Annotated in this window: 13 protein-coding genes; 5 read left to right on the top strand and 8 right to left on the bottom strand. The window is 72.3% G+C overall.

What is annotated here, in order from left to right; all coding sequences use genetic code 11:
• Nucleotides 1–179: 179 nt before the first annotated feature.
• Both BLS99_RS22160 and BLS99_RS22155 read left to right on the top strand, forming a co-directional pair.
• Nucleotides 180–725, top strand: a complete 546-nt coding sequence (locus tag BLS99_RS22160) for a SigE family RNA polymerase sigma factor (RefSeq protein ID WP_218126792.1) — start codon at nucleotides 180–182, stop codon at nucleotides 723–725.
• A complete protein-coding gene (locus BLS99_RS22155; RefSeq protein WP_091053914.1) occupies nucleotides 722–1,507 on the top strand; it encodes a hypothetical protein in 786 nt (261 codons plus the stop codon). The genes BLS99_RS22160 and BLS99_RS22155 overlap by 4 nt, the downstream gene beginning before the upstream one ends.
• Nucleotides 1,508–1,657: 150 nt before the next feature.
• On the opposite strand, the gene BLS99_RS22150 is transcribed toward BLS99_RS22155, so the two are convergent.
• Complete coding sequence (locus BLS99_RS22150) at nucleotides 1,658–2,128, bottom strand: rhodanese-like domain-containing protein (protein ID WP_176953481.1); 471 nt, start codon at nucleotides 2,126–2,128, stop codon at nucleotides 1,658–1,660.
• A 112-nt stretch (nucleotides 2,129–2,240) separates the two neighbouring features.
• Here BLS99_RS22150 and BLS99_RS22145 point away from each other — a divergent pair, with 112 nt between their 5' ends.
• Nucleotides 2,241–3,077 (top strand): aldo/keto reductase, encoded by an 837-nt coding sequence (locus tag BLS99_RS22145; RefSeq protein WP_091053912.1) that lies wholly within the window; start codon nucleotides 2,241–2,243, stop codon nucleotides 3,075–3,077.
• Between the two features lie 63 nt (nucleotides 3,078–3,140).
• Here BLS99_RS22145 and BLS99_RS22140 read toward each other — a convergent pair whose 3' ends face one another.
• From BLS99_RS22140 to BLS99_RS22120, 5 genes are all read right to left on the bottom strand, one after another.
• Complete coding sequence (locus BLS99_RS22140; RefSeq protein ID WP_091053911.1) at nucleotides 3,141–3,353, bottom strand: helix-turn-helix domain-containing protein; 213 nt, start codon at nucleotides 3,351–3,353, stop codon at nucleotides 3,141–3,143.
• The gene (locus BLS99_RS22135; protein ID WP_091053910.1) at nucleotides 3,353–3,841 is read right to left on the bottom strand and encodes a DUF2975 domain-containing protein; all 489 of its coding nucleotides are present in this window, start codon (nucleotides 3,839–3,841) and stop codon (nucleotides 3,353–3,355) included. The genes BLS99_RS22140 and BLS99_RS22135 overlap by 1 nt, the downstream gene beginning before the upstream one ends.
• Before the next feature lie 101 nt (nucleotides 3,842–3,942).
• Nucleotides 3,943–4,830 carry a sigma-70 family RNA polymerase sigma factor gene (locus tag BLS99_RS22130; protein WP_091053909.1) on the bottom strand — a complete coding sequence of 296 codons (888 nt, stop codon included), beginning with the start codon at nucleotides 4,828–4,830 and terminating at the stop codon, nucleotides 3,943–3,945.
• 118 nt (nucleotides 4,831–4,948) lie between these two features.
• Nucleotides 4,949–6,190 (bottom strand): arginine deiminase, encoded by a 1,242-nt coding sequence (locus tag BLS99_RS22125; RefSeq protein WP_176953480.1) that lies wholly within the window; start codon nucleotides 6,188–6,190, stop codon nucleotides 4,949–4,951.
• A 17-nt stretch (nucleotides 6,191–6,207) separates the two neighbouring features.
• Nucleotides 6,208–7,647 carry a basic amino acid/polyamine antiporter gene (locus BLS99_RS22120; protein WP_091053907.1) on the bottom strand — a complete coding sequence of 480 codons (1,440 nt, stop codon included), beginning with the start codon at nucleotides 7,645–7,647 and terminating at the stop codon, nucleotides 6,208–6,210.
• A gap of 342 nt (nucleotides 7,648–7,989) precedes the next feature.
• On the opposite strand from BLS99_RS22120, the gene BLS99_RS22115 reads away from it, so the two are divergent.
• Nucleotides 7,990–8,457, top strand: a complete 468-nt coding sequence (locus BLS99_RS22115; RefSeq protein WP_091053906.1) for a universal stress protein — start codon at nucleotides 7,990–7,992, stop codon at nucleotides 8,455–8,457.
• A gap of 183 nt (nucleotides 8,458–8,640) precedes the next feature.
• On the opposite strand, the gene BLS99_RS22110 is transcribed toward BLS99_RS22115, so the two are convergent.
• Nucleotides 8,641–10,143, bottom strand: a complete 1,503-nt coding sequence (locus tag BLS99_RS22110; RefSeq protein ID WP_218126791.1) for a glycoside hydrolase family 43 protein — start codon at nucleotides 10,141–10,143, stop codon at nucleotides 8,641–8,643.
• Nucleotides 10,144–10,485: 342 nt separating this feature from the next.
• Here BLS99_RS22110 and BLS99_RS22105 point away from each other — a divergent pair, with 342 nt between their 5' ends.
• A complete protein-coding gene (locus tag BLS99_RS22105) occupies nucleotides 10,486–12,450 on the top strand; it encodes a potassium transporter Kup (protein WP_091053904.1) in 1,965 nt (654 codons plus the stop codon).
• A 14-nt stretch (nucleotides 12,451–12,464) separates the two neighbouring features.
• Here the strand turns inward: BLS99_RS22105 and BLS99_RS22100 are convergent, their stop codons facing one another.
• A complete protein-coding gene (locus tag BLS99_RS22100) occupies nucleotides 12,465–13,880 on the bottom strand; it encodes a short-chain fatty acyl-CoA regulator family protein (protein WP_091054088.1) in 1,416 nt (471 codons plus the stop codon).
• Nucleotides 13,881–13,993: the final 113 nt, after the last annotated feature.

Raw genomic sequence — 13,993 nt, 5'->3', positions numbered from 1 at the left:
CACCACCCCCGCCATGGCGCGCCCGTAACGACTCCGGTTCCAACGGATGGGCTTCCTGCCATGGGAGATCGACAGGCGCGGGCACCGGGGGTGCCTGCGCCTGTCGTGCAACGGAACGTGAGGGGGCCTCGGTCATGCTGCTAGAATCGCCTCCCCGCAACGCGACCGGAAGGCCCCCGTTGGACGTCCCCGCCAAGCTGGACGAAGACGCCTTCCGCGCCTTCTTCGAGCGGCACCATGCCGAGCTCGCGCGCTTCGCGTGGATGCTCATCGGCGAGCGCACCGCGGCGGAGGACATCGCCGCGGACGCCATGCTCGCGGTGTGGCGCCAGTGGGACCAGGCCCGGCGGGCCCGCTCGCAGATCGCGTACGCGCGCGGCATCGTCGCCAACCTCGCCAAGGCCCGCATCCGCGCCGCCGTGCGCGAGCGCCGCCGCAACACCCTCTTCTGGCAGCGGCCCGACGCCGCCGTGGAGGGTCCCGACACCGCCGCCGTCCTCGACGTGCGCGCGGCCCTCGACCGCCTGCCCCTGCGCCGCCGCGCCTGCGTGGTCCTGCGCCACTCCCTCGAACTGTCCGAGCGCGAGACCGCCGACGCCCTCGGCATCTCCGTCGGCACCGTCAAGAGCCAGACCTCGAAGGGCCTCGCCGAACTGCGGCGCCTCCTCGGGGAGCCCGGCGAGGGCCCCGCGCGGGCCGCGATCAGGAACGGGGTGGGGCCGTGAACGACGAACTGCCCGACCGGCTCCGGGTCACCGCCGAGGAGTTCGACCCCGACGCGGACCGCATGTGGTCGCGGGTCGCCGAGGGGATGCGCGCGCCACGCGGGGCCGCGGCCCCCGCCGAGCGCCGCCGCCTCGTCCCGCACCTGGCCCTCGCCACCGGCGCGGCCCTCGTGCTCATCGGCGGCGTGGTCCTCTTCGGGCAGGGCCTCGGCCTCGGGCCCTCGGCCGACCCCGACCCGGCCCCGCCCGCGGGCGGCCCCGGCACCCAGTCCGAGTCGCCGAGCGGCACCGAGGAGGACACCGGCGGCGAGACGACCACCTCCGAAGGGCCCTCCGAGACCGGCAGCAGCCCGGACGGGCAGACCAGCAGCGAGGAGACCGGCGGCGAGCCCGAGGCCCCCGACTGGCTCACCGCGCAGGGCTCGATCGACGCGAACAACACCGACTACTTCTCGCAGTCGGTCGTCAAGTTCAGGAGCGAGCGCGCGCTCACCGGCCTCACGGTGGAGCTGCGGGTCGCCGAGGGCGGCGGCCTCGTGGTCTCCGACACCTGGACCACCGACGACAACCTCTTCCAGGAGGCGGTCGTGACCAGCGAGGACGGCTACACGGTCCTGCGCTGGACTCTGAAGGACGGCGCGGTCGTCCCCGCCGGGAACGAGTACACGCTCGCGGGCCAGTTCGACCCCAACGGGGGTCCGCGCAGCGGCGCCGACGACTCGTTCACGGTCACCGCCACGGACGAGGACGGCGGAACCGGCACCCTCGAAGGCGGTTTCTAGTCCTCGTCGACCCCAGAGCGGGAGCGGGGGCCGGTCGCGACAGCCGGCCCCCGCGCCTGTCCTCGGCGGCGGCACGCCCGCGCGCCCGCCCCGGGCGGATTCAGACCGCGAGCACCTCGACGTCGAACTCCGGAATCACCGAGTCGCGCGTCAGCAGTCGCAGGAGACGCCGCTCGACGGTGCGGTGAGGGGGTCGGGGCGGCCGCGTTCGACGCCGGCGTCGGTGGCGACCGGCAGGCCCTCGCGGACCCAGTACTCGAAGCCGCCCATCATGTACTTCACCCGGTAGCCGAGGGTCGCGAACGCGACCGCGGCGCGGTACGCGCCGTTGCAGCCCGGACCCCAGCAGTAGACGACGACGGGCCGGTTCGGGTCGGCGGCTTCGGCGGCGCGGGCGGCGATCTCGTCGGTCGGCAGGTGCACGGCGCCGGGGACGCGGCCCTGGGACCAGGCGGCGGCGCCGCGGGTGTCGACCAGGGTGAACCCGGGGTCGTCGAGCCCGGCGGCGGCATGGACGTCGGAGACGTCGGTGCTGAAGGCCAGCAGGCCGGTGAAGTGGGCGAGCGCGTCGGCGGGGGAGGCCGGGGGCACGCGCAGCACGGCGTTCTCTTCAGTTCCCATGACGTGAAGATATATGCCGGTACAAAGATTCTTTTGCATCGGTACAAAGGCGTCCCATATTCGGGGTGGGGGTAGCGTAGACGCCGAACCGCATCCGAGGAAAGAGGCACTGATGGCTCCCACCGCACCGACCGTCCGGCTCGTCCACGGCGCCGACATGCCGCGCCTGGGCCTGGGCACGTGGCCGATGGACGACGCCGAGGCCGAGCGGGTCATCGCCGAGGCGATCGGCCTGGGCTACCGGCTCGTGGACACCGCCGAGAACTACCGCAACGAGCGCGGCGTCGGCCTGGGCGTCAAGGCGTCCGGGGTCGCCCGCGAGGAACTGTTCGTCACCAGCAAGTTCAACAAGGAGTGGCACGGGGTCGACCTCGCCGCCGAGGCCGCCGAGCGCCGCCTCGACCTGCTCGGCCTCGACTACCTCGACCTGCTGCTCATCCACTGGCCGAACCCGCAGCACGGCAAGTACACCGAGGCGTGGCAGGGCCTGGCACGGCTGCTGGAGACCGGGCGCGTCAAGGCGATCGGCACCTCGAACTTCAAGCCAGCGCACCTCGACCGGATCATCGACGCCACCGGGGTCGTGCCCGACGTCAACCAGATCCAGTTGAGCCCGTACACGACCCGTGACGCCTCGCGCGCGTACGACGCCGAGAAGGGCATCGTCACGCAGTCGTGGTCCCCGATCGGCGGCGCGGGCGGCGAGGTCCGCAAGGACCCGGTCGTGGTCAGCCTGGCCGAGAAGTACGGGAGGACGCCGGGGCAGATCGTGCTCCGCTGGCACCTGGAGCTGGGCCTGGCGGTGGCGGTGAAGTCGAGCGACCCGGCGCGACTGGAGCAGAACCTGGACGTGTTCGGCTTCGAACTGGAGCCGGCCGACGTCGAGCTGCTGTCGGCGCTCGACCGCGGCGAGGGCGCGGCGGCGGACTCCGACGAGTTCGGGCACTAGACGCACGAGGCGGCGGCACCGGAACCCCGGTGCCGCCGTTGGCCTGTGCCCGCAGTCACGTGCTCATTCCCCGTCGGGGACCCAGCGGAGCACGTCGCCGGGCTGGCACTGGAGGACGCGGCAGATCGCTTCGAGGGTGGAGAACCGGACCGCCTTCGCGCGGCCGTTCTTGAGGACCGCGACGTTCGCGGGGCTGATCCCCACGGCCTCGGCGAACTCGCCCACGGACATGCCGCGCTCGGCGAGGAGCACGTCGATGTCGACCGCGATGGCCATCAGACGACCCCGGCCATCTCGGTCCGCAGCTCGGTGGCCTTGCGCAGCAGGCCCTTCATGATGAGGGTGAACATCGCGAAGGCCGCACCGCCGCCGGCGCAGACCACGAGCCCGCCGATGTCGCCCAGGAGGCGCATCTCGTCGGCGCCGCTCCCGAACACGAAGATGTAGGCGGCGGTGAGCAGGGCGATCACCATGGCGGCGAGGGCGGCCCAGACGACGACGTCGACCCAGCGGAAGGACCGCTCGCTGAAGATCGCGTCGCCGTCGATCATGCCGAGCAGGCGCCAGGTCGCGACGAGCACGACCTGCACGCAGGCGATGCCCGCGATGGCGGCGGGCACGAGCGCGGTGGCCATCTCGGGGCCGTAGGCGTTCGTGACGTCCTCGGCGAGCGAGTTCGGCACGACCATGACCTGACCGAACAGTCCGGCGAGGAAGGCGGCGGCGAGGGCCATCCGCAGCATCAGGATGAGGAATGCGTTCATGCATCGATTCTCGATCGGTATCTATCGAGAGTCAATAGATACCGATCGAAAATCGAGAGACGGCACGATCCGGTGAGTCGGCGCCGCGAGCGCGGGCCGCCTCAGACGTCGAGCAGCGTCATCTCCATGCCGCGGATGCGGGCCGCGTCCGTGATCCCCTCCAAGGCCGTGATCCGCCCGTCCTCCACCGTGAAGACCAGCACCCGCGTGGGCAGCGGCTGGCCCGGCACCGACGAGACCGTCCCGATCCGCCCGTCCACGAGCACCAGCTGCGCCTGGGTCGCCATGGCCGCGAACGTCACCGCACCGCCCGCGATCGTCGCCGCGCCGCGCAGGATCGTCCCGACCCCGGCCGCGTCGGTCCGCAGGGTCACGTCCGGGTCGAGCACCGACACCAGGGCGTCGAAGTCCCCTTCGCGCGCCGCCGACATGAACGCCTCGACCACCGCGCGCTGGCGCGCCGTGTCCCGGTGCTCCGGCTCGCCCGTCCCCCGCACCCGGGCGCGGGCCCGGCTCGCGAGCTTCCTCGCCGCCGCGGGGGTCCGGTCGACGATCTGGGCGATCTCGTCGAACGGCACTCCGAACATGTCGTGCAGCACGAACGCCAACCGCTCGGCCGGCTCCAGGGTCTCCAGCACCACCAGGAGCGCGAGCCCCACCGAGTCGGCCATGACCGCCTCGGACTCGGGGTCGACCGGCGCCCCGGCCAGGGTCGGCAGCGCGGTCGGCTCCGGCCCGGTCTCGGGGATCGGCTGCTCGGCCCGGGACTTGCGGCGCCGCAACTGGTCCAGGCACACCCGGCCCACCACGGTCGTCAGCCACCCGGAGAGGTTCACGATCCGCTCGGTGTCGCTGGCGGCCAGGCGGAACCACGCCTCCTGGACGGCGTCCTCGGCCTCGCCCGAGGACCCGAGCATCCGGAACGCCACCGCCACCAACCGCGGTCGGTCGTCCTCGAATCGGCGTGCGAGCCACTGGTCGTCGGTCATGTCCGGTCCCTTCCCCGTTCAGGTGTACGACCTTATGACGCACGGGCGGGCGCGGATGTGACCGGACGGTCCGGCCCGTTTCGGAGGGACCGGCGCGACGTCGCGCGGCGCGCTCCTGTCAGAAGTCGACCGGGTCGCGGACGATCGGGCAGGTCATGCAGTGGCCGCCGCCGCGTCCGCGCCCGAGTTCGGCGCCGACGATCGTGACGACCTCGATCCCGGCCTTGCGCAGCAGCGTGTTCGTCTGCGTGTTCCGGTCGTAGGTCATGACCACGCCCGGCTCCAGCGCGACCGCGTTGTTCCCCGAGTCCCACTGCTGCCGTTCGGAGGCGTACACGTCGCCGCCCGTCTCGATCACCCGCAGCCCCGGCAGCCCCAGGGCCTCCGCGACCACGTCGGTGAACGCCGCCGAGCCGTGGTCGACCAGCTCCAGGCCCGGCTCGCGGTCGGCCGGGTACAGCGAGAACGCGTGCACCGCGTCCATGATCTTCGGGTACAGCGTCACCACGTCGCGGTCGGCGAACGTGAACACCGTGTCCAGGTGCATCGCCGCCCGCAGCTTCGGCATGCCCGCCACCACGACCCGCTCGGCCGCGCCCCGCGCGAACAGGGCCCGCGCGACCTGCGTGATCGCCTGCCGCGAGGTGCGCTCGCTCATGCCCATGAGCACCACGCCGCCGCCCACCGGCATGATGTCGCCGCCCTCGAACGTCGCCTGCCCCCAGGTCTCGTCCGGGTCGCCCCACCACACCGTCGACCCCGTGAAGTCCGGGTGGAACGTGTACACCGCCTTCATCAGCAGCGTCTCGTCGTGCCGCGCCGGCCAGTACAGCGGGTTCAGCGTCAGCCCCCCGTACAGCCAGCAGGTCGTGTCCCGCGTGTACAGCGTGTTCGGCAGCGGCGGCATCAGGTACTCGCGCGCGCCCGTCGACTCCCGCGCCAGCGCCACATAAGGCGGCCGCAGGTCCCCGGGCAGGTCAGCGGTCGACATCCCGCCGATGAGGAACTCCGCGAGGTCCATGGGCCCCAGCGACTCCAGGAACTCCCGGGTCGGGTCCACCAGGCCCAGGCCCACCTCGTTCGGGGTGATCTTGCGGTCCAGCAGCCACGACCGCGCCGCCGGGTCGGCCATCGTCGCCGCCAGCAGCTCGTGCAGCTCCACGACCTCGACGCCCCTGCCGCGCATCTCGTCCACGAAGTCGGCGTGGTCGCGCTGCGCGTTCTCGACCCACATGACGTCGTCGAAGAGCAGCCCGTCGGCGTTCGTGGGCGTCAGCCGCCGGTGGGCCAGGCCCGGCCGGCAGACGAGGACCTTGCGCAGCCGGCCCACCTCGGAGTGGACGCCGTAGTCAGCGGTCATTGCGGTGCCTCCAAGGGTCACAGTTCGATCCAGTCCAGTGCGAGCGCGACGATCCCGGCCGCCGCGCCCGCGACCGAGACGGCCAGGAGCACCGCCTCGCCGGGCCCGAACAGGCGCCGGCCCTGCTCGCGGCGGGTCATGACGAACAGGATCGTCGCCGGCGCGTACACGATGAACGACACCAGCACGAACTTCAGGCCCGCCGCGAACAGTAGGAACGCCGTGTACACCACCGCGAGCAGCGCGATCACCACCGCGCCGCCCGTGCCCCGGCCCGCCGCCTCCGGGTCCCTGCCCGTCGCCACCTTCACCGCGAACAGGGTCGCGAGCAGGAACGGGATGAGCGTCAGCGCGCTCGTGAGGTCGAGCGCGAACGTGAACGCGTCGTCGGAGAAGTACGTGACCACCAGGAACACCTGGCTCAGCGCCGTCGACAGCGCCAGCGCCGGCACCGGCACGTCCTCGCCCGTCGACCGGGCGAGGAACCGCGGCATGTCCTTGTCCTTCGCGGCCACGAACAGGACCTCGGCCGCCATGAGCGTCCACGCCAGGTACGCGCCGAGCACCGAGACGATGAGGCCGACGCTGACGAAGACCATGCCCCACGTGCCGACCGCGTGCTCCAGGACCCCGGCCATCGACGGCTGGCGCAGCTCCGCGATCTCGTCCATCGGCATGATCCCGTAGGACACGATCGTGACCGACGCGAACACCGCGAACACCGACAGGAACCCCGTGACCGTGGCCCGCCCGACGTCCTCGCGGCGCTTCGCGTGCCGGGAGTAGACGCTCGCGCCCTCGACCCCGAGGAACACGAACACCGTGGCGAGCATCGTGCCCTTGACCTGGCTGAACAGCGAACCCGCGTAGTCATCGCCGCCCCAGTTCGCGGCCAGCGCGGCCGGGTCGAGGAGGAACAGCGCGAGGATCACGAACACCGCGATCGGGATGAGCTTGGCGACCGTGACGATCCGGTTGATCGCCGCCGCCTCCTTGACGCCGCGCTTGATGAGGAGGAAGAACCCCCACAGGCCCGCCGAGGAGAGGGCGATCGCCAGGACCGTGTCGCCCTCGCCGAGCGCGGGCGCGATCGCGCCGATCGTGGACATGATGAGGACCCAGTAGGTCACGTTGCCGACGCAGGCGCTGGCCCAGTAGCCGAACGCGGCGAAGAAGCCGGGGTACTCGCCGAAGCCGGCCTTCGCGTAGGCGTAGACGCCCGCGTCGAGGTCGGGGCGGCGGACCGCGAGCTGCTGGAACACGAACGCGAGCATGAGCATGCCGGTGCCGGCGACGGCCCACGAGATGAGCGCGCCCGCGACGCCGGTCTGCTGCGCGAACCGGGAGGGGAGCGAGAAGACGCCGGCGCCGACCATGGAGCCGACGACCATGGAGGTGAGGGTCCAGAACGCGAGTTTCACCGCGGGGCGGGCCTCGGCCGCGGAGTCGTGCGCCATGGCGTCCTCGCAGGTCCTGCCCGCGGTCTCGGGTGTCCGGACGGGCGCTGGGCCTGAATATAGCTCCGGTCCGGGCGCCGGGGCCGCGATTCGCGCCGATCCCTCGGGAGGTTCGGTGGAGGTTCGGGAGCGGTATGGCGGCGGTGGGGTGGAGGCGCGGGGCGGGGTGGAGGTGGGGTGGAGGTGCAGAGAGGTGAGGTGAGGTGCGGCAAGGGGGGTGCGGCGCGGGTGGAGCACTCCGGGTGGGGCGGTTGTGGCGTCGTCCGGGATCGGATTCGGACACGCCCGGGCGGGGTATCCGATGGGTCCCCCGCAACGAGGGGCCTGACGGAAGGAGCGGACATGGACGTCTCGGAGAGCAAGCCGGAGCGCATCGTCGTCGGCGTCGACGGCTCGCCCGCGTCCCTGCGGGCGCTCGAATGGGCCCTGCGCGAAGCGGCGCTCACCGGCGCCGACCTCGAAGCGCTGCACGCCTGGGAGGTGCCCGCCGCGTACGGCACGGGCATGGTGATGACGCTCCCCAGCAGCGAGGAGTTCGAGGCCGCCGCGAAGGAGTCGCTGGCGCGCGCGGTCGAACTCGCCACCGTGAACGACCCGGGCGTCCGGGTCCTCCAGAACACCGTCGCCGGGCATCCGGCCCGGGTCCTCATCGACGCCGCCGAAGGCGCGTCGCTGCTGGTCGTCGGCTCGCGCGGGCACGGCGGGTTCGTGGGGACGCTCGTCGGCTCGGTCAGCCAGTACTGCGTCTCGCACGCCCCGTGCCCGGTGGTCGTGGTCCGCGACCTGACGGAGCAGGAGCAGGAGTCGTAGCGGCCCGGCCCGTCCGCAGGGCGGGCCCGCGCCGCGTGGAACGGCCCGCGGACACCGATGGTGTCCGCGGGCCGGTTCGCGCTGTCGGGGTGCGCTGTCGCGGAACGCTCCCGGGCCGGGTTCGGCAGAACGGTGCCGAAACGCTCCGGGTCTCGGGCCGCGCAGTCGGCCTCCGCTGCCCGTCTAGCCGGGCGTGTACCGGAACCGGTGCAGGACCGAGGGTTCGCTTCCGGCCGCGCCGACGCCGAGCATTCGGCCGGTGAACCCGGCCGCGACCTCGGTGGAGAGGTAGCGGCCGTCGAGGCGCGCGAGTTCGGTGCCGTTCACCGAGAGCACGATGTCGTCGGGGCCGTAGGCCGTCATGGTCTCGGCCTCGCATTCGACCGCGGCGAGGCGCAGCACCACGTCGCCCCCGATCGCATGGCCGTCAACCGTGCTGCCTTCAGCCGTGCCGCTCCCGACCGCCGCCGCGCCGAGGTCGGCCCGGACGCCGCCGATGCGGGCCTCGGCGCGGACGGTGCCGTCCGCGAACACCAGGCCGTAGCGGTGGCGGTCGTCGATGCGGACCTCGAACCGGCCCGAGCCGGAGAAGACCGCCTCGGCCTCCCAGCGCAGGTCCGTGACCCGGGTGCACAGCAGGCCCGGCGAGCCGTCGCCCGGCTCCCGCAGGTCCAGGCCGCCTTCCGGACGCGGCGAGGCGATCTTCGCCGGTTCGCTCGACGGCGAGACCCAGCGCGGCCCCAGGGACGGCGCGGTGAAGTCGTCCTCGAAGGCGGTGTCGTCGGGGGTGAACTCGTAGCGGTTCTCGTCGACGACGGGCCAGCCGTCGACCCAGTCGACCCCGGCCAGGAACGTCTCGCGGCCGAGCACGTGGAACGAGGGCGTGAACCCGCCCGGGCGCACCGCCAGGTAGACCGCGGCCCAGCCGCCGTCGGCCGTCTCGACCAGGTCGGCGTGGCCGGTGTTCTGCACCGGGTGCGGGGTGGAGCGGTGCGTGAGGACGGGGTTGTGCGGGCACGCCTCGTACGGGCCCTCGGGGCGGTCGGCGCGCGCGATCGTGACCGCGTGGCCGCGCTCGGTGCCGCCCTCGGCGAGGAGCAGGTACCAGCGTCCGCCGATCCGGTACAGGTGCGGCGCTTCGGGGTGCGCGAGGCCCGTGCCCTGCCACACGAGGTACGGCGGGGCCTCGAACGTGCCGGTCTTCATGTCGAGGCGGCCCTGCCAGACGCCGTTCTCACCGTTGACCGCGCCGGTCCAGGTGAGGTAGCAGGTGCCGTCCTCGTCCCAGGCGAGGTCGGGGTCGATGCCGACCGCCTCGGGGACGAAGACCGGGTCGCTCCACACGCCCGCGGGGTCCTCGGTCGACACGATGGTCTGGCCCGACCCGGCGTCGCCGACGTTCGTGGTGACGAAGTAGAACCGGCCGTCGTGGTGGCGCAGGGTCGAGCCGTAGATGCCGCCGGAGGGGCGGCCGTCGCCGCGCAGGAACTGGCCGCGGCGGTCGAGGATGTTGCCGATGCGGGTCCACGACACGAGGTCGCGGCTGTGGAAGACCGGCGCTCCGGGGAAGTACTCGAAGCTGGAGTGGGCCAGGTAGTAGTCCTCGCCGACCCGGCAGACGGTGGGGTCGGGGTGGAATCCGGGGACGATCGGGTACTCGGCGGCGGACACGGTCGGACGGCTCAAGGAGGCTCCCTCGGTGGTGGCGCGCGGACGGCCAAGACTAAGTTGTGTCGCCAAACTTTGTCAACCGGCTTCAGCTCCGCTTCAGGTGCCCCAGGCTAGCGTTGCAACCGGGGGCCCTTACCCAGAGGTGAAGGCGGCCTTCAGGGTGCGCTCCGGCGGTCCGCTCGCGGCCGGCGGTCCGGTCCGCGGCGCTGTGATCCGCGGCAACGGCCCCCGCCGCCCAGGCGTGAGCGCTCCGCCACTCCAGGTCGGCGAGGGCGCTGCGCGAGGTATCGTGCATCGGTCGGACCGGACCGAGGGTGCCCGCCCGCAGGTCCGCCCGCTCGGACAGGAGAGACAGCAGTGACCGCCGCCGGCAGTGCGAGTCAGCCCGGACTCGCGACCGGCGCCGAGCCCCCCGCAGGGCACGGCGTCCGCCACGCCACCCGCCTCGCGCTCGTCGTCGGCGCCCTCGGCGTCGTCTTCGGCGACATCGGCACCAGCCCCATCTACGCCCTCCAGACCGTGTTCAACCCCGCCGACCCGCACCCCGTGCCCGTCACGGAGGCGAGCATCTACGGCGTGGTCTCGCTGATGTTCTGGTCGATGGTCGTCATCGTCACCGTCACCTACGTCCTCCTCGCGATGCGCGTCGACAACGACGGCGAGGGCGGCATCATGGCCCTCATCACCCTCCTCCACCGCTGGAAGCAGCAGCGGGGACGCAAGGCCGCCCTCACCCTCGCCGCGCTCGGCATCTTCGGCGCCTCCCTGTTCCTCGGCGACTCGATGATCACCCCCGCGATCTCCGTGCTCTCCGCCGTCGAGGGCATCGGCGTCGTCGAACCCCGCCTCGAAGGCGTCGTCGTCCCCCTCACCGCCGTCATCATCGTGGTCCTGTTCGTCGTGCAGCGCAAAGGCACCGCCGCCGTCGGCCGCGCCTTCGGCCCGGTCATGATCGCCTGGTTCGGCGTCCTCGCGCTCCTGGGGATCCGGGGGATCAGCGGCCACCCCGAGATCCTCAAGGCCCTCAGCCCCGTCTACGCCGCCGAGTTCCTGTTCGGCCACTTCCACATCGCGTTCTTCGCGCTCGCCGCGATCGTCCTGTGCGTCACCGGCGCCGAAGCGCTCTACGCCGACATGGGCCACTTCGGCCGCCCCGCCATCACCAAGGCGTGGCTCGCCCTCGTCTTCCCCGCCTGCCTGCTCAACTACATGGGCCAGGGCGCCATGGTCCTGGAGGACGGCAGCGCCGTCTCCGGCCCCTTCTTCCTCCTCGCCCCCGGCTGGGCGCGGCTGCCGCTCCTCGTCCTCGCCACCGCCGCCACCGTCATCGCCGCCCAGGCCGTCATCACCGGCGCCTACTCCGTCGCCGCCCAGGCGTCGCGCCTCGGCTACCTGCCGCGCCTGCGCATCGCCCACACCTCCGCCGAGCAGTACGGCCAGATCTACGTCCCCTGGATCAACTGGCTCCTCATGGTCTCGGTCCTCACCCTCGTGTTCGCGTTCCGCTCCTCCCACGCGCTCGCGTACGCGTACGGCATGGCCGTCATGGGGACGATCGCGATCATGACCCTCCTGTTCCTGTACATCGCGAAGTCCCGCTGGGACCTGCCGCTGTGGCTCGTCCTCGCCGGCGGCGCCGTCCTCCTCGGCTTCGACCTGCTGTTCCTGGCCGCGAACTTCACCAAGCTCGTCCACGGCGCGTGGCTGCCGCTGCTCATCGGGCTCGCCGCGTTCACCGTCATGGTCACGTGGCGCAAGGGCCGCGGCGTCGTCACCGCCGAGCGCGAACGCCGCGAGGGCCCGCTGCGCGCCTGCGTCAAGCAGCTCCGCGCCGAGCTCCCCAAGACCAAGTGCGTGCCCGGCACCGCCGTGTTCCTCAACCGCGGCAAGCTCACCACCCCGCTCGCGCTGCGCGCGAACATGGAGCACAACCACGTGCGCCACAAGCAGATCGTCATCGCCTCCATCGAGACCAAGCCGGTCCCGCGCGTGGGCGACGAGGACCGCGTCTCCGAGGACTTCCTCGGCTTCGCCGACGACGGCATCGTCTACGTGCAGATCCGCTTCGGCTACATGGAGGTCCAGGACGTGCCGCGCGCGCTCGCGCTGCTCGACCGGGACCGCCACGAGGGGAGCCTCCACGTCGACGAGGCGACGTACTTCCTCTCCACGATCCAGCTCCGCCCCGGCGACCAGCCGACGATGGCGATGTGGCGCAAGCACCTGTTCATCGCCACCTCCCGGATCACCGCCGACGCCGCCGACCACTTCCGGCTCCCGCGCGAGCGCACCATCATCATGGGCTCGCAGATCGAGGTGTAGCCGCGGATCGCGGTCTAGCCCGCGGACGGGTACGGCGTGAACCGGCTCTGCCGGTCCGTCACCTCCAGCGGCGCCCCGATCGCCGGGAACGCCCGCTGCGGGCAGCCCTTGCGGTCGCACACCTTGCAGCCCGGCCCGATCGGCGTGAGCATCGCCGGGTTCGCCAGGTCGAGGCCGTCGGCGTACACGAGCCGGTGCGCATGGTGCAGGTCGCAGCCGAGCCCGATCGCGAACGTCTTCGCCGGGGTCCCGAACCCGCCGTACCGGCGGGTCACCGTGCGCGCCACCCACAGGTACGAGCGGCCGTCGGGCATCTGCGCGAGCTGGGTCCGGATCTCGCCGGGGTTCGCGAACGCCTCGTAGACGTCCCACAGCGGGCACGTCCCGCCCACCCGCGAGAAGTGGAAGTCGGTGGCGGACTGGCGCTTCGAGATGTTCCCGGCCCGGTCCACGCGCACGAAGAAGAACGGCACGCCGCGCGCGCCGGGCCGCTGGAGCGTCGAGAGCCGGTGCGCCACGGTCTCGAAGCCCACCCGGAAGCGCCGTCCCAGCAGGTCGATGTCGTACCGCAGCTCCTCCGCCGCCGCCAGGAACGGTCCATAGGGGAGGATCAGCGCCCCCGCGAAGTAGTTCGCGAGGCCGATCCGCGCCAGACCCCGCGCCTCGTCCCCCGACAGGTCCGCGGCCTCGGCCTCGGCCCGGATGACGTCGTCGCACGCCACCAGCGCCAGGTGCGTGGCGAGCTGGAATGCCCGCTGCCCGGGGCTGAGCAGCGGCGAGAGCCGCAGCAGCCGGGCCTCGGGGTCGAAGCGGCGCTTCACCCGGTTCGCCTCGCCCGCTTCGAGGTCGGCGACCACCGTCCCGTACCCCTCGCGCAGCAGCCGCGCCAGCCCGCCCGCCAGGTCGCCGCGTTCGGCGGCTTCAGCGAGGGACGCCTCCGCGTAGATCCGCTCCGCCGCCTCGTCGAGCGCCGCCACGTGGTTGCGCTTGGCGTAGAACAGGTCCCGCACCTCCTCGTGCGCGGTCGGCGCCGCGCCCGCGTCCAGCTCGGCGCTCATCGCCGCGTTGCGCTCCAGCATGTGCCGGTACCGCCGGTGCAGGTCCACCACGTACTGCGCCAGCTCCGGCGTCGACTCCGCCAGCTCGCGGACCTCCCCCACCGACACCCGGTCGGCGTGCGCGGTATCGGCGAGCACGTCGCGCAGTTGCGCGGTGAGCCGGTCGCTCTCGGAGGCCGAGAACCGCTGCACGTCCACGTCGTACACCTCGGCCAGGCGCAGCAGCACCGGCCCGGTGATCGGCCGCTGGTTCGACTCCATCTGGTTGACGTAGCTCGTCGAGATCCCCAGCGCCGTCGCCAGCGCGGCCTGCGTGAGCCCGCGCTCCTCGCGGAACCGGCGCAGCCGCAGCCCCACCTTGGCCTTCCTCAACGGCATGACCACGCCCTTTCACAAGTTCCACAATCCGGCCCGGAAAATTCCACAAGAAACCACATTTACAGCGGTTTCAACGGCATCCCGGTGTGTACATACTGTGAAATGTA

This window comes from Glycomyces sambucus, from assembly GCF_900102815.1.
GTDB classification, from domain to species: domain Bacteria; phylum Actinomycetota; class Actinomycetes; order Mycobacteriales; family Micromonosporaceae; genus Glycomyces; species Glycomyces sambucus.
The sequence above is the reverse complement of the archived record's forward strand: the minus strand, read 5'-3'. Positions and strand labels throughout refer to the sequence as shown.